Below are 19,509 nucleotides of genomic sequence, written 5' to 3'. Positions count from 1 at the left end.
AATTCCTATAGACAGTTACTATACGGCCTTCGACAGGGTGTTGATCGCTTCAAGCTCGGCAGTTGAGAATTCCAAGTTATTAACTGCTGCGAGGTTGTTTTCAAGCTGCTCAACGCTTGAAGCACCAATGAGTGCCGAGGTGATGGATGCCGAACCTTCGGGCTGTTCGCGCAGGATCCAAGAAAGGGCCATTTGGGCCAGCGACTGACTACGCTTTTGCGCCAGCTCGTTGAGCCCCCGAACGGCATCCATTTTGGCTTCGGTGAGTTGGCTTTCCTTGAGGAAGTGCCCCAGCGCGGCCCGTGAGTCGGACGGCACACCCTTGAGGTACCTGTCGGTGAGAACGCCCTGGGCAAGCGGCGAGTAGGCGATTGAGCCAACGCCTTCTTGGTCAAGAACTTGCAGCAGGCTGGGCTCGCCCTCCTCTACCCAACGGGAGAAGATGTTGTAGTTCGGCTGATTGATCAACAACGGTGTGCCCAATTCACGAAGGATCTTGACCGCCTGGACTGTCTGTTCCGCCGAGTAGTTTGAGATTCCGACGTAGAGGGCCTTGCCGGAGCGGACAGCCGAGTCGAGGGCACCCATGGTTTCTTCGAGCGGGGTCTCTGGGTCAAAGCGATGGCTGTAGAAGACGTCAACGTAGTCCAAACCCATACGGCCCAAGGACTGATCCAAGCTCGAGAGCAGGTTCTTCCGGGATCCCCACTCCCCGTACGGACCGTTCCACATGTGGTAGCCGGCTTTGGTGGAGATGATGAGCTCGTCGCGGTACGGGCGGAAGTCGTCGGCAAGGTGACGCCCAAAGTTTGTTTCCGCTGAGCCAGCGGGCGGGCCGTAGTTGTTGGCGAGGTCAAAGTGGGTCACGCCGAGGTCGAAGGCACGGCGCAAGACGTCGCGCTGGACGTCGAAGCGTTTGTCGTCACCGAAGTTGTGCCATAGGCCGAGCGACACTGCTGGCAATTTGAGTCCGCTGTGGCCTAGCCGACGGTAAGGCATGGAGTCGTAGCGGGTTTCCGCTGCAGAATAAGTCATACAGCTATCCTGCCAGTCGAAGCACGGCCGCGGTGAACGGCGGCACAGAAACGTCATTTTCTCCGCTCACCACACCGTCTTGGGTCGCGAGCAAGAGGATCCCTTTGTCTGACTCGTTGTCTGTGGGGAGTCGCAGCGTCTCCGCGGAAAAGTTCAGCACCACCCGCACCGGACCGCGTTCGAACCACAACCAGCGTGCGCCGTCGTCGTAATCAACTGTGGTGTGTTCGAAGCCTAGTTGCCACAGCTCAGGATTCTCACGGCGGAGCGCAATGAGTCCGCGATATAGCTCCGAGAGGCGCGCGTGGTCGCCGTCGGCGATGGCTTGGGCCCAATCCAATTTGGAGCGGAGGAAGGTTTGGGGGTCTTGCGGATCGGGCACGACGGCGGGGTCCCAGCCCATGCGTTCAAACTCGCGAATGCGTCCTTCCGCCGTTGCGCGGCCGAGTTCCGGTTCGGGGTGGGAGGTGAAGAACTGCCAAGGGGTGGTGGCGCCGAACTCTTCACCCATAAAAAGCATGGGTGTAAACGGTGAGGTGAGGGTCAGCACTGCGGCGAGGGCTAGCCGCGGGTAGGCAAGTGATTGCGCCAGCCTGTCCCCCGTAGCTCGGTTGCCGATCTGGTCATGGTTCTGGTTGCAGACCACCAGCGCTGCCGGGTGTGCCAGCGCTGGGTTTATGGGCCGCCCATGGTGCCGGAAGCGGAAGCTTGAGTAGCTGCCGTCATGAAAGAAGCCGCCCTTGAGAACCTTGGCGAGCACCTCGACGGAGTCGAAGTCGGCGTAGTAGCCGGTGGTTTCTCCACTGACGGTGACGTGGACTGCGTGGTGGAAGTCGTCGCTCCATTGGCCCGTGAGTCCAAAGCCGTTTGCGGCGCGTGGGTAGAGCAGGCGCGGGTCGTTGAGGTCCGATTCGGCGATCATTGTCCGTTCGATCCCAGTCTCGGCAGCAATGGTGGCCCCAAGTTCGCCGAATTCTTCGAGGAGTGTGATGGCACGTTCGTCCTTGAAGGCGTGGACTGCATCGAGCCGGAGCCCGTCCACGTGGTAGTCGCGCAGCCACATTGCGGCGTTGTCCAGGATGTAGCGGCGCACCTCGTCAGAACCTGGCCCGTCGAGATTAACCGAGTCGCCCCAGGTGTTGCCTTCGCCGGATTTCAGGTACGGGCCATAGACGGGAAGATAGTTGCCACTGGGCCCGAGGTGGTTGTAGACCACATCTTGAATGACGCCCACCCCGGCTGCATGGGCCGCGTCCACAAAGCGTTGGTAGGCAGCCGGTCCGCCGTATTCTTCCTGCACGGCGAACCACAGCACACCGTCATAACCCCAATTGTGGGTTCCGTTGAACGCGTTGACGGGCAGGAGTTCCACGAAGTCGATGCCGAGCCCGGCCAGGTAATCGAGGCGCGTGGCTGCTGCTTCGAGGGTCCCTTCAGGGGTAAACGTGCCCACGTGGAGTTCGTAAATCACTGAGCCGGCGAGCGCCTTGCCACGCCAAGCGGCGTCTCGCCAGTTGTGCGCTCCCGAGTCGAAGGTGCGCGACAGGTTATGTACACCTGCCGGTTGGCGGCGAGAACGTGGGTCTGGCAGTGGCGTCTGGGCGTTTGCGTCCGGCAGATAGCCGTAATCAGCCTCGCCATCTTTAGGTGCATCAGGCGCTGTCCACCATCCACCCGCTGCCGCCGTCATAGCGTATTTGGCGCCGTCGGCTACCAGGACCGGTGCCTGAAGCTTCGGTGCCCAAAGATCGAATCGTTTGTTGCCTGTCACAGCAGCTCCAGTCGTAGTGTTCCCAGTCACGGTGCTTGCAGTCATAGTGCCTCCTATGATTCGTCAGCAGGAATCAGCAGTGCCACCGGGTAGATACGCAAAATACCCCCCACTTCAACGCTGCCTGGCCCGTGCGTCACGCCGGTCAGTTCATCCCGCATCGCCACCGGCAGTTCGACGGCGGTGTCTCGCCAACCGCCGTCGGCCTCCAAACCGTACGGCAAGCGAGTGGCGAGAGTCATAGCGCCAACACTCTCCTCACTACTGCCCCGACCGAAGGCGATCAGATGCTTCGCTGCCGGGCCAGTAGCCGTCAGCGGCCAGTACCCGGCGAACAGCTCAGGCCGGTCGCGGCGCAAGCGGAGTGCACGGGAAGTGACAAGGAGCTTTGCTGACTCTTCCACAAACGAAGCCGGGAGCACGCCGTCGTCGAGATCTGCCAATAGCGCAGCACGGCGTGCAAAGTCCACACTGCGGCGGTTGTCCGGATCAGCGAGTGAACGGTCCCAGAATTCGGTGCCCTGGTACACGTCCGGAACACCCGGCATGGTGAGTTGCACGAGTTTGGCAGAGAGCGCGTTCGAAGCCCCGTGCGGCTGAATACGCGCCACAAAACCAGTCAGTTCGCTCCGCACTTCTGGATCGTCAAAAACAGCGTCTACGGCGGCGAGAAGCTTGGCTTCAAACTCTTCATCTGGGTCCGTCCACGTGGTGGAACTGCCCGCTTCGCGTGCAGCTTTTTCTGCGTACGCGCGCAGACGTTCGCGCCCTGCCGGCCAGGCACCGGCAATGGCTTGCCACAACAGTGCAGCGAGTGGACCGTCAGGCAGCGGAGCCAGCGAGCGCAAACGAGTCAGCGTGGCTGACCACTCAGGAACCATCTCAGAAATCACCGAAATACGTGCCCGAGTGTCTTCGCTGCGTTTAGTGTCATGAGTGGTCAGCGTGGTCATGGACAGGGGAATATGCTGTTGGCGCGCTGCCATCCGCGAGTGAAATTCCTCGGGGGCCAAGGCGAACTCTGTAGGGTCTGCGCCAACCTCCGTAAGGGTCCCTAGACGGGTGTAACGGTAGAACGCGGTGTCCTCGACGCCCTTGGCCATCACCATGCCGGACGTTTGCTGGAAACGCCGCCCCAGTTCCGATTCCACATCCTCCAAGAGGGGCAGAAGCGAGGTGATGGAGTCTGCCAGTTCTGGCTTGTTTTCGGCTGCGGAAACCACTGCATCTTTGAGGACGGCAGCGCCTTCGGGCAGGTACGTACGGTACACAGGGAAGTTAGCGATGATTTCGGCGAGCGCCTCGCTTGCTTGTGTCTTAGCTAGGCCAGCAGATTCGGGCACCAAACGCGCCAGACGCAATATCTCCGAATGAAGGATCCCGTCTTCCATGTCTCGTTTGGTGCCGTGGATCATGTCTTCGTAGTCGGCTGCACGGCCGGAGCGGAGCCTTGTATCCAACCGTGAGAGCGGAGTTTTCCCAGCTGGATCAACAAAGAGCCTGTCTACGTCCGCCAAGGCGTCGTATCCGGTGGTTCCCTCACATTCAAAGTCAGCGGGAAGGTGCTCACCGGGTTCGAGGATTTTCTCCACCAGAATGTACGCGCCTCCGCTGGCTTCTTTGAGACGGTGCAGGTACCCCACCGGATCAGCCAGGCCATCCGGATGGTCAATACGCAACCCGTCAACCAGTCCTTCACGAACCCAACGCAGAATCTCCGCGTGGGACTCGTCAAAGACCCACGGAATTTCAACCCGAATCCCGGCGAGGGTGTTCACCGCGAAGAAGCGCCGGTAATTCAGCTCATTGTCCGCCCGGCGCCAGTCCACCAGCTCGTAGTGCTGGCGGCCGAGAACCTTTTGCGGGTCATCGCCTTCATGCCAGCTACCCTCGGCAAGCGGGAAACGGTGTCCGTAGTAGTGGAGCTCCCCTGCATAGATCTCGAGTTTGTCCAGATCGTCGTCGCTACCGAGGACCGGTATCCGAATTTTTCCGCCGGCAAAGTCCCAGTCGACGTCGAACGCTTCGGCGTAGCGTGACTGCTGGCCCTCCTTGAGGAGCGAATACCACCACGGATTCTGCGCCGGAGAAGCCACCCCCATGTGGTTAGGGACAATGTCCACAAGGATCCCCAAGCCGGCGTCGCGCGCGGCAGCCGCCACTGCAGCCAACCCTTCGGGGCCGCCGCGGGCGATGTCCACGGAGGAAGGATCAGTGACGTCATAGCCGTGGTCCGATCCGCGTTCAGCGGTCAGCAGGGGCGAGAGGTACAGCCAGTCCACCCCCAACGAAGCCAGATACGGGACAATTCCTGCAGCGTTCTGCAGAGTGAATCCTGGGCGGATCTGGAGCCGGTAGGTGGAGGCTGGAACTCTCATGCCCCGGTGTCTCCTTCTTCGTCGTTCGCCGCGGCGTTGGACAGTGCTGCTAGTGATGCCGCCACCGTGTGGCCGGCTTCGGACACGGGCTCGGTGTGAGCTCGAAGGACCACCATGGCTTTGGCATGAACCGGGACCTTAGCTCCGGCGGCAACGGGCCCGGAGTCAGCTCCCTCACCCGCCGTGTCGATGACCATGTCCCACTCTGATGCGTATTCGTCCGCAGGGATGGTGAATTCAACGGTGTCGTCATGGGCGTTGAAAAAGAGCAGGAAGTTCACGTCCGTAATTCGACGTCCCCGTGAATCGCGGCCATGAATGCCGTCCCCGTTGAGGAAAACGCCTACGGAACGGCCAAAGCCACTATCCCAGTCCTCGGGTTTCATGGGACTGGCATCAACGTCCAGCCAGACAATGTCCGGCAAAGGTTCGCCTTCACCACGGGACACGGGCCGGCCATCAAAGAAGCGGCTACGGCGGAATGTGGGGTGCTTAGCGCGGAGCGTGGTAACTGCTGCGGTAAATTCCACGAGCGGTTGGTCCTGAGTTTCCCAGTTGATCCAGGTCAGTTCTGAGTCTTGGCAGTAACCGTTGTTGTTTCCCTGTTGGGTGCGGCCCAACTCATCACCGTGCAACACCATGGGCACACCCTGCGAGAGCAAAGTGGTGGCTAAGAAGTTGCGTTGTTGGCGAGCTCGCAGCGCAAGGACGGCAGGGTCCTCAGTAGGCCCCTCCGCTCCGCAGTTCCACGAACGGTTGTGGGATTCGCCGTCGTTATTTCCCTCGCCGTTGGCTTCATTGTGTTTCTCGTTATAGGAAACTAGGTCAGCAAGCGTAAACCCATCGTGGGCGGTGACGAAGTTGATCGAGGCGACGGGACGGCGGCCGGAGTGCTCGTAGAGGTCAGCCGAACCGGTGATACGGGAGGCAAATTCGCCCAGTGTGGACGGTTCTCCCCGCCAGAAGTCGCGGACAGTGTCGCGGTATTTGCCGTTCCATTCCGTCCATTGCGGCGGGAAGTTACCCACTTGGTAACCGCCGGGGCCAACGTCCCACGGTTCGGCAATGAGCTTGACCTGAGAAACTACCGGGTCCTGCTGGATGAGTTCAAAGAAGGTGGAGAGTTTGTCCACATCGTAGAACTCGCGGGCCAAAGTGGAGGCCAGGTCAAAGCGGAAACCGTCCACGTGCATCTCGGTGACCCAGTAGCGCAGCGAGTCCATCAAGAGTTGCAAGGAGTGCGGCTGGCGGACGTTGAGGGAGTTACCGGTGCCCGTGTAGTCCATGTAGTACTGCTTGTCTTCATCGGTCAGCCGGTAGTACGCGGCGTTATCGATGCCTTTGAAGGACAGCGTGGGGCCAAGGTGGTTTCCCTCGGCGGTGTGGTTGTAGACCACGTCCAAGATGACTTCGATGCCGGCCTTATGCAGGGAGCGCACCATGGCTTTGAAGTCCTGAACCTGCTGGCCGGTGTCCCCCGTGGAGCTGTAGCTGTTGTGCGGGGCAAAGAAACCGATGGTGTTGTACCCCCAGTAGTTACTCAGCCCCTTGTCCTGAAGGGTGCCGTCATTGACGAACTGGTGAACCGGCATCAGCTCAATTGCTGTGATCCCCAGCTTCTGCAAGTGCGCGATCACCGAGGGGTGAGCCACACCAGCGTAGGTTCCACGTTGATCCTCGGGAACCTCAGGGTGCAATTGGGTGAGGCCCTTCACATGAGCCTCGTAAATTACTGACTTGTGGTACGGAATGCGGAGCTGCTGGTCCCCTGACCATTCGAAGAACGGGTTGATCACCACACCGAGCATCATGTGCGGTGCCGAGTCGGCATCGTTCCGTGAACTCGGGTCTCCCAAGTTGTAAGAAAACAGTGCCGGGTCCCAGTCAATCTGACCGTGAACGGCTTTCGCGTAGGGGTCCAGGAGCAGCTTGTTGGCGTTGAACCGGTTTCCCGAGGCGGGATCGTAGGGGCCGTGGACGCGGTAGCCGTACAGTTGCCCGGGCTGGACCTGCGGGAGGTAGCAGTGCCATACGTAGCCGTCCACTTCACGCAATTCGATCCGTTCTTCGGACCCATCTGCCGCGATCAGGCACAGCTCTACTTTCTCGGCGTGCTCACTAAACAAGGCAAAGTTGGTGCCGGTTCCGTCAAAGGTGGCTCCCAGCGGATATGCCGTTCCGGGCCAGATTTCCATTTTTGCTCCCTTGTTGTTTAACCGCAGCGTTGATAAATCATGACCCCGCCACCACATCCCGGTGCGCAGCAGCACCGCGCGGCTGCGGTTCTGCCTCCACACTAACCAGTGCAAGTGACATTTGTGTGACTAGCTCTTGTTCGTTACAGCGTGGATTCGTTGAGGATGTCGCGCCATGCTTCTGGGACGGCCTTGACGATGTCCGTGGCGTGTAGCGGGGCACCACCGTGGAGTTCAACGCGTCCAGGTCCCGCACTAGAGTTTCTAGAACGTCCGACGCCGACTCCTGCAGCAATACGTCCGGCGCGCCCATGAAGGCTGGCCGCCATGGAGGCAATCGCCGCCCAGGTATCGCTAGCTTCGATCCCGTGGCCTGCAAAGTCTTCGAGTACCTGTTCGTTGTTGTGGCCCAACTGTGCCAACAAGGCACCCAGAATTCCGGCCAGCACGTCCCCGCTGCCCGCCGTTCCCAGCCAGGAGGTTCCTTCGCTCTGGCTGAAGTTACTTCCGGCGGGCGTCGCAATAACGGTAGCTGCCCCTTTGAGCAACACCGTTGCTCCAAAGAGTCCAGCCGCGTGCTGTGCGGCTTCAAAGGTTCCAGCTTCCACTTGTTCTCGGCTGATTTCCAGCCCACGGTGGGTGAAAATGGCGGCTAGTTCGCCGGCGTGTGGGGTCAGAACCACATTTGGTGTCAGGTCCTTGGGGAGTTTGGGCAGGGCGGCAGCGTCTACCACCACTGGAACGTCAGTCTCCAAGGCTGCGGCACAACGGTCAAGTTGTTCGTCCCCGCTGACCCCGGGGCCTACCAGCCAGGCCTGTACGTGATTCTGCGCAACGTCCGGATGACCAAGCACCACTTCAGGGCAGGATTGTTGGACTAACGCACCTACCTCCGGCGGGCCGAGATATCGGATCATTCCCGCCCCCGCAGCGAGCGCAGCCTGGCAAGCTAAGACTCCTGCACCGGGGTATTCGGCGGAGCCAGCCACAATTCCAAGGACGCCACGGCTGTATTTGTGGGCCCGCCGGGACGGAGCTGGCAAAAGCGCAGCGAGGTCTGCAGTTTCGAGCCGACGCAGTTCTGCAGTGGGTAACCCTTGTTCGATGCCAATTTTTACTGTTTCAACATGCCCGGCGGCCCCGGCTCCGGGATCGCACAATAGGCCGATTTTTGCGGCGCCAAAGGTGACAGTGAGGTCTGCACCCAGCACGGGCGAATGCAACTGACCGGTGTCCGCATCAACACCACTGGGCAGGTCGCACGCCACCACTAAGCCGGGACGCACCCTAGTTAGGCGCTGCTCCCCCGTCCAGCGCCCCTCGCTGATGCGATGGACCAGCTCCGCCGCAGAGCCGCGGAGCCCACCAATAGCCCCGGTGCCCAGCACAGCGTCGATTAGAACGACGGCGGAGCAGGCAGCGTGGACGGCTTCGGACATGTTGTTCTCGGCTAGGCGGAGCACTCTGCCGCCGGCCCGTTCAAAGGCGCCCAGCGCCTCAGCGTGAGCTACAGCTGCGGTGAGTACCGCCGTCGTACGCATTCCCCGGCGCGCTAACAGAGCGGCGGCGAAAAGCCCGTCCCCGCCATTGTTGCCCTTGCCAGCTAGAACAGTGACCGAGCAGCCATAAAGCCGTTCGCCGCGGGAACGCAGCTCAGACACAATGGCGGAAGCTAGGCCATAGGAGGCCCGGCTCATAAGAACAGCGCCCATCCCGGAGTCCAGTAGCGGGCGTTCTGCCTCGCGAATCTGGGCTCCGGAATGGGCGCTAATCATGGCGTTGTTGTGGAAGCCGAGCCTAGGACTCGGCCACCACCATGGCTGTGGCGATCCCGCCGTCGTGACTCATGGATAAGTGCCAGCGTTTGATGCCCTTGGCGTCAGCCACTGCGAGCACCGTGTCCTTGACCTGAACGGTGGGACCGTGCTCGTCGAGGCCAATCCAGCAGTCCTGCCAGTTCATACCGGCTGGAGCGCCAAGGACCTTGGCCACTGCCTCTTTGGCAGCGAACCGGGCCGCAAGAGATCGTGTGTTGAGCTCTCGCTCTGCCGGAACAAAAAGTCTGTCCCGCAGACCTGGAGTGCGCTCCAGCTGCCGGCCGAACCGCTCAATGTCTACTACGTCTACACCAACGCCAACAATCATGGGCTTATTCTACGGTGACGCTCTTGGCGAGGTTACGCGGCTGATCGACGTCGTAGCCCTTCGCTGTGGCCAACGCTGCCGCGAAAATCTGCAACGGAACGGTGGTCAACAACGGTGCCAACAAGGTGGGGGTCTCCGGCACGTAGAAAACGTACTCGGCGTAGGCCTTGACCGCTTCGTCGCCTTCTTCAGCGATCACGATGGTCTTGGCACCGCGAGCGCGGACTTCCTGAATGTTGGAAACTACCTTGGCGTGCAGCGAGTCACGTCCACGCGGTGAAGGAACAACCACAAAGACCGGTTGGCCCTCTTCGATCAAGGCAATAGGACCGTGCTTGAGCTCGCCTGCAGCAAAGCCTTCAGCGTGAATGTAGGCGAGCTCCTTGAGCTTGAGTGCGCCTTCCATAGCTACCGGGAACCCAACGTGGCGGCCCAAGAACAGAACCGACTTGGCCTCGGCCATTTCGCGACCCAGATCCTGGATCACTGATTCGTTGTCCAAGATGTTCTGAATCTTGGCCGGGATCTTGTTCAGGTCTGCGAGGATGTCGCGGATTTCACCCTTGAACTTGTTGCCACGCAATTGAGCCAAGTACAGACCCAAGAGGTAAGCAGCCGTGATTTGAGCCAAGAATGCCTTGGTGGAAGCCACAGCAATTTCCGGGCCGGCGTGTGTGTATAACACGGCGTCAGATTCGCGCGGGATGGTGGAGCCGTTGGTGTTACAGATGGAAACCGTTTTTGCGCCCTGTTCGCGGGCGTAACGGACTGCCATCAGGGTATCCATGGTCTCACCGGACTGGCTGATGGAAACGATCAGAGTGTTCGCGTCAACGATCGGATCGCGGTACCGGAATTCGTGGGAGAGCTCCACTTCGGTGGGGATCCGGCACCAGTGCTCGATGGCGTACTTGGCTACCTGGCCGGCGTAAGCGGAGGTACCACAAGCCAACACGATGATCTTGTTGACCTTCTTGAGCTCTTCGGGGTCAATACGAAGTTCGTCCAAGATCAGGTTGCCGTCGAGGTCCGAGCGGCCCAAAAGGGTCTTAGCCACGGCGTCAGGCTGATCGTGGATTTCCTTCTCCATAAAGGACGGGAAGCCATCCTTCTCGGCGGAAGCCGGGTCCCAGTTGACCGTGTATTCCTTGCCCTCAGCCGGGTTGCCAAAGAAGTCTGTGATTTCTACTGAGTCAGGGGTGATCGAGACGATCTGGTCCTGGCCCAGTTCAACTGCACGGCGCGTGTAGTCAATAAAGCCCGAGACGTCTGAGCCCAGGAAGTTTTCGCCGTCACCAAGTCCCACCACAAGAGGTGAGTTGCGACGTGCTGCGACTACCAGGTCAGGTGCGTCGGCATGGACGGCGAGGAGTGTAAAGGCTCCTTCAAGCCGCTGGCAGGCCTTGCGCATAGCCTCGGTGAGGGCTTCTGCTTCTTTGCCGGGCTGAACGATCTGACGGTAGATGTTGCCAAGGAGCGCGGCTGCAACTTCGGTGTCTGTCTCGGAGAGGAACGTTGCTCCGGCTTGGGTGAGCTCAAGCTTAATTTCGGCGAAGTTTTCAATGATGCCGTTGTGGATCATAGCGAGCTTGCCGCCGTCCGCCAGGTGCGGGTGGGCGTTCTGATCTGTGGGTCCACCGTGAGTCGCCCAGCGAGTGTGGCCAATGCCGGTGACAGCCTCGGGCATCGGAGCAGCTTCGAGTTCTGCCAAAAGATTGGCGAGCTTGCCACTCTTTTTACGCGACTCAATGGTGCCATCGGCAATCACTGCTACACCGGCGGAATCGTACCCGCGGTATTCGAGCCTACGCAGTCCTTCGAGGACTACATCGAGGGCTTTATGACTTTTGTTTTCCATGCCGGCTACTCGGCCGGTGTATCCCACAATTCCGCACATGTACCTAGAGTAACTGCATGCTTAGTCAAGGGACGTGGGATCTATTGCCTGGATCACATTTCGCTCTCAGGCCCCGGGAGGGCAGAATCTCTTAGGTGACTTTGCACCGGAACGAGGCCCATGGCGAGGGTTCCTCCCCCTTCGTCGAACTAGATCGCCAAACCTGGTCCCGGTTGGCGGCCCAAATGGAGCAACCGCTTAACCAAGAGGATATTGTTCGGCTTCGTGGTCTTGGCGACCCCCTGGATCTCAAAGAAGTTCGCGAAGTTTACCTCCCTCTCTCACGCCTACTTCACCTATATGTAGAGGCTGCGGGCAGTTTGCACTCAGCAACTACAACGTTTTTGGGTGAGCAGACTGAGCGCACCCCCTTTGTGATTGGGGTGGCCGGTTCCGTAGCCGTAGGTAAATCCACCATCGCTCGTGTGCTGCGGGAAATGCTGCGGCGTTGGCCCGGCACACCCAACGTTGAGTTGGTCACCACAGATGGTTTCCTCTACCCCCTTGCTGAGTTGCGACGCCGGAATTTACTCAGCAGAAAGGGCTTTCCTGAGTCCTATGACCGCCGGGCGCTGTTGCGCTTTGTGAGCGAAATCAAAGGCGGCGCAGAGGAAGTTACGGCCCCCTGGTACTCACACGTCACCTATGACATTGTCCCGGACCGCCAAGTTGTGGTTCGCCGTCCTGACGTTTTAATCGTTGAGGGGCTTAATGTTTTGGCGCCCGCACGCCCGCGTTCGGACGGTAGGCAGGGTCTTGCGGTGAGCGACTTCTTCGATTTCTCCATTTACGTTGATGCAAAAACGTCGTATATCGAAGAGTGGTATGTGGACCGTTTCCGTAAATTGCGGTCCACGGCTTTCGCTCAGCCGGAGTCGTACTTCCATCAGTACGCGTCATTGAACGATGAAGAAGCCGAATCCACGGCCCGAAATATTTGGAAAACCATCAACGAGCCCAACCTCGAAGAAAACGTCCGGCCCACTCGTGGCCGCGCGCAATTGGTGCTTACCAAAGATTCTGACCACTCCATTCGGCGTATGTTGTTGCGGAAGGTCTAATTTTCATCGTGGACAGCCTCACACGACGCGCGCTCATTCACGCTTCCTTAGCGGCAACGAGCGCCGGACTATTGGCCGCGTGCACACCGGGTTCCCCTACTGCCCAATCGCCTGCACCAAGCTCACCTGTGCCCGCCTCACCTAGCGCGGCTTCCAGAGCTACCGCGCCGGATGCTGCAGCTACTCAAGCTTCAGAAACTACGACGGCGGCACCCACCTCAGCGTCAGACTTGCCGGCCGCCGCGCCAGCGGCGTCCGCGCGTCGAAAGTTTTCGCTCACCGATCCCACGAGCCAATGGGTAGTGGTCAATAAACAGCGCCCGCTTAAACCGCTCACTTTCGCTCCGGCTGATCTAGTACGTCCAAATGTCCAGCCCGTTGCCAGCGGCGAGCTGGGAATGATCAATTCGACGACGGCAAGTGCTGCCGAAGCCATGTTCGGCGCCGCTGCGGCCGAGGGTGTAACCATGGTTTTGGCCAGCGGTTACCGTTCCTATGCTTCGCAACAGAGCCTCTACGGCGGTTACGTTTCCTCTCGCGGCCAGGCGGACGCGGACACTGCATCTGCGCGGCCTGGATATTCAGAGCACCAGTCGGGCTGGTCCTTTGACATCACCGACGGCAGCGGTGCGGCGTCCTTTACTCCTGACTTCCAATACCAACCAGCCGCCATCTGGGCCAAGGCCAACGCCCACCGATTCGGCTTTATTGTCCGGTATCCCTGGATGCTGCACCCCATCACCGGGTACTACTACGAACCGTGGCACCTACGGTTTATCGGTGTGGAAGCTGCCAGCTATATGGCGTCACACAAAATAGAAACTTTCGAGCAATATCTGGGATTGCCTGCGGCCCCCGGGTACCTCTAAATCCGCATCGGGGACGCGGTTCATCCCATGATGGTGCTGTGCCTCAACGGTTGACGGTGACAACTTGTTCCCGACACGTTCACGTTGAAGTGGCCCAATGTCCTTGATTGTTCACTGTGCTGGGGTAATTTGGTCAACATGTTGAGTGGATTCAAAGATTTCATATTGAAGGGCAACGTCGTAGACCTTGCCGTAGCCGTCGTCATGGGTGCAGCCTTCGGAAAAGTAATTACTTCCTTGGTTGAAAACGTACTTATGCCGCTTATCGCTGCCTTGGTTGGGTCCCCCAACTTCGACAGCTTCGCACTGGTCACCATCAACGGTAACCAGATCAAGTTCGGTGTTCTGTTGACCGCAATTGTTAGCTTCCTCTTGGTTGCTGCAGCGATCTACTTCGCCGTTGTTTTGCCGATGAACAAGATGATCGAGCGTCGCAACCGCAAGCTCGGTATCACGGAAGCAGAAGCAGAGGTCGATCCTCAGATCGCACTGCTGACCGAAATCCGCGATTCCCTGAAGCGCTAATCGATTTCACAGCACAGCAACTAGGGCCCCACCAACTGGTGGGGCCCTAGTTTTTTCTCTACTGCTTCCCCCTCACGGGGAAAACCAATCTAAGCGGCAGTCTCAGGTTCAAAAGCCAAGCGCTCTTCAACCACTGCGGCTAGGCGCTTGCACACACGCTCAGCAGTTTCCATGTCTGCGGCCTCAACCATCACGCGCACCAGAGCCTCTGTACCGGACGGACGCAACAGAACGCGGCCAGTCTCACCAAGCTCTTGCTCTGCGAGCCTTACAGCCTCAGCTACGCCCTCATCCTTGCCAGCACGTGCCTTGTCCACGCCCTTGACGTTGATCATCAACTGCGGGAGCTTGTTCATCACGGTGCCAAGCTGCTTGAGGGTGCGTCCGGTTTTGGCAACCTGTGCGGCCAACTGCAGGCCGGTCAACAGGCCGTCGCCGGTGGTGGCGTAGTCGGCGAAGATAACGTGGCCGGACTGCTCACCACCCAAGCTGTAGTTGCCCTCGCGCATACCTTCAAGAACGTAGCGGTCCCCCACCCCGGTTTCACGAACGCTGATGCCGGCGTCGCGCAGGGCAAGCTTAAGGCCCAAGTTGGACATCACTGTGGCTACGAGGACGTTGTCGCGCAACAGGCCAGCATCCTTGAGCGCAACAGCGAGGATGGCCATAATCTGGTCGCCATCAATCTCATTGCCCTCGTGGTCCACTGCCAGGCAGCGGTCAGCATCGCCGTCGTGCGCAATGCCCAAATCTGCACCATGCGCCAGCACGGCTTCCTTCAGCGGGCCCAAGTGAGTGGAGCCCACGCCGTCGTTTATGTTCAGGCCGTCGGGCTCAGCGCCAATCACCACAACCTCAGCACCAGCGTTGGTGAAAAGCTGCGGTGAACAACCGCTGGCAGCACCGTGGGCGCAGTCCAGAACTACTTTCAGTCCGTCCAAACGGTGCGGGAGGGTGCTCAGCAAATGAACAATGTAACGGTCTTCGGCATCAGCAAAGCGCTGGATACGGCCTACTTCACCGCCGATGGGACGCTGTGGTCCCAGCTTCATTTGAGCCTCAATAGCGTCTTCCACCTCATCGGGGAGTTTCTGACCACCACGGGCAAAGAACTTAATTCCGTTATCCGGTGCAGGGTTGTGTGAAGCGGAAATCATCACACCAAAGTCAGCTTCCAGATCTGCAATCAGGTAGGCCGCGGCTGGCGTAGGCAGAACGCCAGCGTCAAACACGTCAATGCCAGAACTTGCAAGTCCTGCTTCGACGGCAGCTGAGATGAACTCACCACTCGCGCGTGGGTCACGGGCAACCACGGCGCGCGGACGCGTTCCGTTACTCCGTTCGTGCCCCAGTACAACGGCGGCGGCCTGGGCAAGCTGCATGGATAGCTCTGCGGTTAATAGTCCATTGGCCAGGCCCCGGACCCCGTCTGTTCCAAATAATCTAGACATCGGATCTAGTCTAGACGACGCATTGGCCAGCGCTGGACGGAAAACCTCATGCCCTTAAACGCCAATAGGCTCCCCCTACCAGTTGGTAAGAGGAACCTATTGAAGAACGAATGGATCGTTCTAAAGCGAAATTAACGCTTGGAGTACTGCTGAGCCTTACGTGCCTTCTTGAGACCAGCCTTCTTACGCTCGATAACACGAGCGTCGCGGGTCAAGAAGCCAGCCTTCTTGAGCGTTGCGCGGTTGTTCTCTTCGTCGATCCCGTTGAGGGAGCGAGCAACACCCAAGCGCAATGCGCCAGCCTGGCCGGAAGGGCCACCACCGTGGATGCGTGCGATGACGTCGTAGGCGCCTTCGAGATCCAGGATGCGGAAAGGCTCGTTGACTTCCTGCTGGTGCAGCTTGTTCGGGAAGTAGTTGTCCAGCTCGCGGCCGTTGACAATCCACTTACCGGAACCCGGTACAACGCGAACACGTGCAATGGCCTGCTTGCGGCGGCCAACTGCTGCGCCTGCAACAGTCAAAGCCGGACGCTCCTTCTTCGGCGCTGCGTCTACGGCAGAGCTTTCAGAGGTGTAGCTGGTCAGGTTTTCCTCGGCCTCAACGGCCTCGGTGGTCAGTTCTTCGTTCTGAGCCACGATTCTCCTTGTAATAAAAAGTTTGTTGGTGGCCAGGACTACTGGGCGACCTGGGTGATTTCAAAAGTCTTAGGCTGCTGAGCGGCGTGGGGGTGCTCTGCACCCCGGTATACCTTCAGCTTGGTCAACTGCTGTGCAGCCAAGGAGTTCTTGGGCAGCATGCCTTTGATTGCCTTCTCAACAGCGCGTACCGGGTTCTGTTCCAGCAGCTCTGCGTAGTTAACGCTGGTCAGACCGCCCGGGAAACCGGAGTGGCGGTATGCGCGCTTCTGCTCCAGCTTGGCGCCGGTCAAAGCGACCTTTTCAGCGTTGATGATGATGACGAAGTCGCCCATGTCCATGTGGGACGCAAAGGTCGGCTTGTGCTTTCCGCGCAGCAGTGTTGCGGTCTGGCTGGCAAGACGACCAAGGACAACGTCTGTGGCGTCAATGACGTGCCACTGGCGATTGATGTCGCCGGGCTTCGGGGTGTACGTACGCACGGTTTTTGCCTCGTTCTTGTTCTGGCGTTCTTGTGTTCGGCGGCAAGCAATAGCATGCACCAATGTTTCTATGCGCGACCGGAACAGAGGTGAGGGCTCTATGTAACCAGTAATCCCCAGTCTCGAAAACGCCCTTCGAATATATGACCCTGCAACCGGGTCTCCGAGCGGGCGCGCATCAACGAGTTAGGACACGCACAACGACTATCTAGAATAGCGCGCCAAGAGGCCATCGGTCAAAAGCAGGAAGTAGTATGCGAAGATACACGCCGCTGGCAGCCGCCTGAGGCGAATGCTCTGTGCACTTTTTTAGCACCGCCTGAGACATCGGAGCCACCATGCGCCTCTTACTTCTAGTGGTACTCGGTGGTGGTTTGAACTGGGCAGCCGAGATCCTCGTGGCCCGTTTTATGCCGCGCGTGAGATTGGTAGCTTGGCAAGGCTTCTCGCAGCGCATTCTTCAAAGTACGACGGCGATACTCACCGCGCTGCTCTTCGGCGCCCTGACCCTCCGCGTGGGTGGGACCTGGTTTCTGGCACCAGTTCTATTGTTGGCTTTCGCCGCCGTACTACTCTCCCGGATAGACCTGCAATACCAGTTACTGCCCAACGTTCTGGTGTTGCCACTCATCCCGGCGCTGGCGTTGACCTTGGCTTTTGCGCCAATCGCCGGCCCAGGCGGTGGCACCATGCTTCGGATGATGCTCGGTGGTCTGGTGTTTTTTGGGGTCTACCTACTACTGGCGCTTATTACTCCCGCCGGACTGGGTATGGGGGATGTAAAGCTCGCGGCACCTTTGGGTTTGGTACTGGGCTACGTGGGTTGGAGCCAGCTATTTCTTGGCGCAGCCTTAGCTTTTGTGCTGCACGCGCTGGTATCTGTGGTCCTTGTGGCAGCGAAAAAGGTGGAAAAAACGAGCGAGCTACCGTTTGGGCCGGCCATGTTTGCAGCAACCCTTTTGCTGGTGTTTTTTCTCCCCGGGTCAGCTGCCGTCTAGGTTGAGCTGCCACAAAACTAAGTACTTAAATCCTCAAAACAAGTAGTTAACCAGTTTTGAGGGGCAAAAAACGAGTACAACTACGCGTTGTTAACCAACCAAATTGGCGTGTATTCCTTATCTCAACGAAGTTCCAGCGGCTTCGAATGGGGGCCCTGGGGAATTCGTGAATGTCATCCTCCTTGTTTCGTTCTTCTTTCATTCACATCTTTTAAGGACACTCCAATGAACACTCTTATGGTCTCCATGCTCGCTTTTGTTGCCGGCGTGAAGGAAAAGGTTTCTTCCGAAAAGGGCGCGACCGCCACGGAATACTCGCTGCTGGTTGGATTGATTGCACTCGTTCTCGTTATTGGCGTTGGCGCCTTCGGCGGAGCCTTAAACGACTGGTTCAAAGCCCTCGGCGGCATAGTTACAGGTTGGAAGACGCCCACGACCACGCCCTGATTCTTCGCCCTAAACCCTTCTCGGTGTGCCGCACCCGCCACGTGCGGGAGCGGCACACCTTCTTTTTATCCGGCTATCACTATCCCTGGGGGATTCGTTGAAGCTCAAAACCCAGCCTTCCCGGCACAAAGAACTCCGGCACAAACACCACAGTCATAAAGAACTTGGTGCTGTCGCAGTCGAGTTTGCGCTAGTAGCGCCGCTACTGCTTGCTTTGATCGCCGGCATTGTGGAATTCGCTTACCAATACAACGCACAGATCTCCACCACACAGGCCGCACGGGAAGCAGCCCGCGAGTACTCCATCTCCAAGGACTGGGGCAAAGCCACCACGGCTGGCATCAACGGCGCACCGGGGGCAGGACTGACAGCTGGCGACTTTACACTCACCTCTGGGGCCTGTTCCGCCAGCAATAAAACCGTGAAGGTCACGGTGCAACATGTAGCAAACTCCCCCACCGGCTTCTCGCTCAACATCCAGGGCGGAAACATCTCCTTCGCAAGTACCTTCACAGCTACCGGAGTAGGAGCCATGCGATGCGGCGGCTAATCAAACGAGTCTCCTGGGTATTACGCGAGCGCGGCGAACAAGGCGTCTCAGGTGTCCTCGTTGCATTGATGATGCTCGTTCTGATCGGGGTTGGAGCCATTGCCGTTGACGTAGGCCAGATTTATTCGGAACGTGCCCAACTCCAGAACGCCGCAGACTCCGGCGCGCTAGCCGTTGCCCAAAGTTGTGCAGCCTCAGCGTGCGACACTTCCCTCGCAGATCCGCTTGCAGATGCCAATTCACTCGACGGAAAGAGCACCGTCAGCTCAGTGGACACCACCAGCGTCGCTGGCCAAGTCACCGTGAAAACAACCACCAAAAACGGCGCCGACAACGGCTCAACCCTCACCAAACTCTTTGCTAGCGCGCTCAACGTGCCAGCTGTCTCAGTAGGTGCGAGTGCCAGCGCAGGCCTTTTTCCACCAAGTGGTGGTGGCGCCTTCCCACTCGCTTTCTCAAATAAGTGCTGGGATCTCAGCTCCGCTGTGGCCGCAGGAGTAGTACAGAAAATCTCATGGAAACCTGGGACCACCTGCACCAATGCTTCGGGGCATGTAGTGCCCGGCGGTTGGGGCTGGCTCAGTGACCCTGATGCGGACTGCTACGCGGTCACCACTACGGGCAACATTGCCAGGACCGATCCTGGTAACGACAAACCCGCCCAATGCGCAACCATCCTCCAAGGCTGGATCAACACGCTTAACGCAGGTCAAGACGTCAAAGTTACGTTTCCCGTTTACGACACTGCATCGGGTAGCGGAAGTGGCGCAGTCTTTCACGTCCTCGGCTACGCCACCTTTAGGATTCTGGGCTGGAAATTCGGTAACAACGATGTTTACGAATTCCGGAACACTACCGCAGCCACCGGCAATTCCAACCTCTCGTGTTCGGGTGGTGGCGATCGCTGCATCATCGGACAGTTCATCAAATACGTCACCACCGATGACGCCCCCTCAAGTAACCCGGCGCCCGGCCAGGACTTTGGCACCACAGAAGTGAAACTCATCAAATAGCGGACGGCACTAGCCCTTCGCCTCATCAACAAAATATAAGGATTTTCTAAGGGG

General features: G+C 58.8%; 17 protein-coding genes. 7 read left to right on the top strand and 10 right to left on the bottom strand.

Annotation, left to right across the window (positions count from 1 at the left end; genetic code table 11):
• Positions 1 to 18: 18 nt before the first annotated feature.
• The 7 genes from mgrA to glmS all read right to left on the bottom strand — a co-directional run bounded on the left by mgrA (position 19) and on the right by glmS (position 11,421).
• Positions 19 to 1,035, bottom strand: coding sequence for an L-glyceraldehyde 3-phosphate reductase (gene mgrA / locus ACQQCD_RS00400; protein WP_430266413.1), 1,017 nt, complete (start codon positions 1,033 to 1,035; stop codon positions 19 to 21).
• A 4-nt stretch (positions 1,036 to 1,039) separates the two neighbouring features.
• Complete coding sequence (treZ, locus tag ACQQCD_RS00395; RefSeq protein WP_430266412.1) at positions 1,040 to 2,851, bottom strand: malto-oligosyltrehalose trehalohydrolase; 1,812 nt, start codon at positions 2,849 to 2,851, stop codon at positions 1,040 to 1,042.
• Between the two features lie 8 nt (positions 2,852 to 2,859).
• Positions 2,860 to 5,184, bottom strand: coding sequence for a malto-oligosyltrehalose synthase (gene treY / locus ACQQCD_RS00390; RefSeq protein WP_430266411.1), 2,325 nt, complete (start codon positions 5,182 to 5,184; stop codon positions 2,860 to 2,862).
• The gene (gene glgX / locus ACQQCD_RS00385) at positions 5,181 to 7,379 is read right to left on the bottom strand and encodes a glycogen debranching protein GlgX (RefSeq protein ID WP_430266410.1); all 2,199 of its coding nucleotides are present in this window, start codon (positions 7,377 to 7,379) and stop codon (positions 5,181 to 5,183) included. The genes treY and glgX overlap by 4 nt, the downstream gene beginning before the upstream one ends.
• Positions 7,380 to 7,522: 143 nt before the next feature.
• Complete coding sequence (locus ACQQCD_RS00380) at positions 7,523 to 9,154, bottom strand: NAD(P)H-hydrate dehydratase (protein WP_430266409.1); 1,632 nt, start codon at positions 9,152 to 9,154, stop codon at positions 7,523 to 7,525.
• Between the two features lie 22 nt (positions 9,155 to 9,176).
• A complete protein-coding gene (locus ACQQCD_RS00375) occupies positions 9,177 to 9,524 on the bottom strand; it encodes a holo-ACP synthase (protein WP_430266408.1) in 348 nt (115 codons plus the stop codon).
• A gap of 4 nt (positions 9,525 to 9,528) precedes the next feature.
• Positions 9,529 to 11,421: a glutamine--fructose-6-phosphate transaminase (isomerizing) gene (gene glmS / locus ACQQCD_RS00370; RefSeq protein ID WP_430266407.1), complete on the bottom strand. Its 1,893-nt coding sequence runs from the start codon at positions 11,419 to 11,421 to the stop codon at positions 9,529 to 9,531.
• A gap of 95 nt (positions 11,422 to 11,516) precedes the next feature.
• On the opposite strand from glmS, the gene coaA reads away from it, so the two are divergent.
• From coaA to mscL, 3 genes are all read left to right on the top strand, one after another.
• Positions 11,517 to 12,482 carry a type I pantothenate kinase gene (gene coaA / locus ACQQCD_RS00365; protein WP_430266406.1) on the top strand — a complete coding sequence of 322 codons (966 nt, stop codon included), beginning with the start codon at positions 11,517 to 11,519 and terminating at the stop codon, positions 12,480 to 12,482.
• An 8-nt stretch (positions 12,483 to 12,490) separates the two neighbouring features.
• Positions 12,491 to 13,351, top strand: a complete 861-nt coding sequence (locus ACQQCD_RS00360) for a M15 family metallopeptidase (RefSeq protein ID WP_430266405.1) — start codon at positions 12,491 to 12,493, stop codon at positions 13,349 to 13,351.
• Between the two features lie 138 nt (positions 13,352 to 13,489).
• Positions 13,490 to 13,876, top strand: a complete 387-nt coding sequence (mscL, locus tag ACQQCD_RS00355) for a large conductance mechanosensitive channel protein MscL (RefSeq protein ID WP_430266404.1) — start codon at positions 13,490 to 13,492, stop codon at positions 13,874 to 13,876.
• An 89-nt stretch (positions 13,877 to 13,965) separates the two neighbouring features.
• Here the strand turns inward: mscL and glmM are convergent, their stop codons facing one another.
• The 3 genes from glmM to rplM form a co-directional block, all read right to left on the bottom strand.
• Positions 13,966 to 15,327 carry a phosphoglucosamine mutase gene (gene glmM / locus ACQQCD_RS00350; protein ID WP_430266403.1) on the bottom strand — a complete coding sequence of 454 codons (1,362 nt, stop codon included), beginning with the start codon at positions 15,325 to 15,327 and terminating at the stop codon, positions 13,966 to 13,968.
• A gap of 131 nt (positions 15,328 to 15,458) precedes the next feature.
• Positions 15,459 to 15,965, bottom strand: coding sequence for a 30S ribosomal protein S9 (rpsI, locus tag ACQQCD_RS00345; RefSeq protein WP_430266402.1), 507 nt, complete (start codon positions 15,963 to 15,965; stop codon positions 15,459 to 15,461).
• Between the two features lie 38 nt (positions 15,966 to 16,003).
• A complete protein-coding gene (gene rplM / locus ACQQCD_RS00340) occupies positions 16,004 to 16,447 on the bottom strand; it encodes a 50S ribosomal protein L13 (RefSeq protein WP_430266720.1) in 444 nt (147 codons plus the stop codon).
• Positions 16,448 to 16,785: 338 nt separating this feature from the next.
• Between rplM and ACQQCD_RS00335 the strand changes: the two genes are divergently transcribed.
• The 4 genes from ACQQCD_RS00335 to ACQQCD_RS00320 all read left to right on the top strand — a co-directional run bounded on the left by ACQQCD_RS00335 (position 16,786) and on the right by ACQQCD_RS00320 (position 19,455).
• A complete protein-coding gene (locus ACQQCD_RS00335) occupies positions 16,786 to 17,445 on the top strand; it encodes a prepilin peptidase (protein WP_430266401.1) in 660 nt (219 codons plus the stop codon).
• Positions 17,446 to 17,670: 225 nt separating this feature from the next.
• Entirely contained in the window at positions 17,671 to 17,892 is a 222-nt protein-coding gene (locus ACQQCD_RS00330; protein ID WP_430266400.1) for a Flp family type IVb pilin, read from the top strand.
• 25 nt (positions 17,893 to 17,917) lie between these two features.
• Positions 17,918 to 18,442, top strand: a complete 525-nt coding sequence (locus ACQQCD_RS00325; RefSeq protein WP_430266399.1) for a TadE family protein — start codon at positions 17,918 to 17,920, stop codon at positions 18,440 to 18,442.
• A complete protein-coding gene (locus ACQQCD_RS00320) occupies positions 18,430 to 19,455 on the top strand; it encodes a TadE/TadG family type IV pilus assembly protein (protein WP_430266398.1) in 1,026 nt (341 codons plus the stop codon). The genes ACQQCD_RS00325 and ACQQCD_RS00320 overlap by 13 nt, the downstream gene beginning before the upstream one ends.
• Positions 19,456 to 19,509: the final 54 nt, after the last annotated feature.

This window comes from Pseudarthrobacter sp. J1763, from assembly GCF_050490295.1.
Classification (GTDB): Bacteria; Actinomycetota; Actinomycetes; order Actinomycetales; family Micrococcaceae; genus JBNPEO01.
The sequence above is the reverse complement of the archived record's forward strand: the minus strand, read 5'-3'. Positions and strand labels throughout refer to the sequence as shown.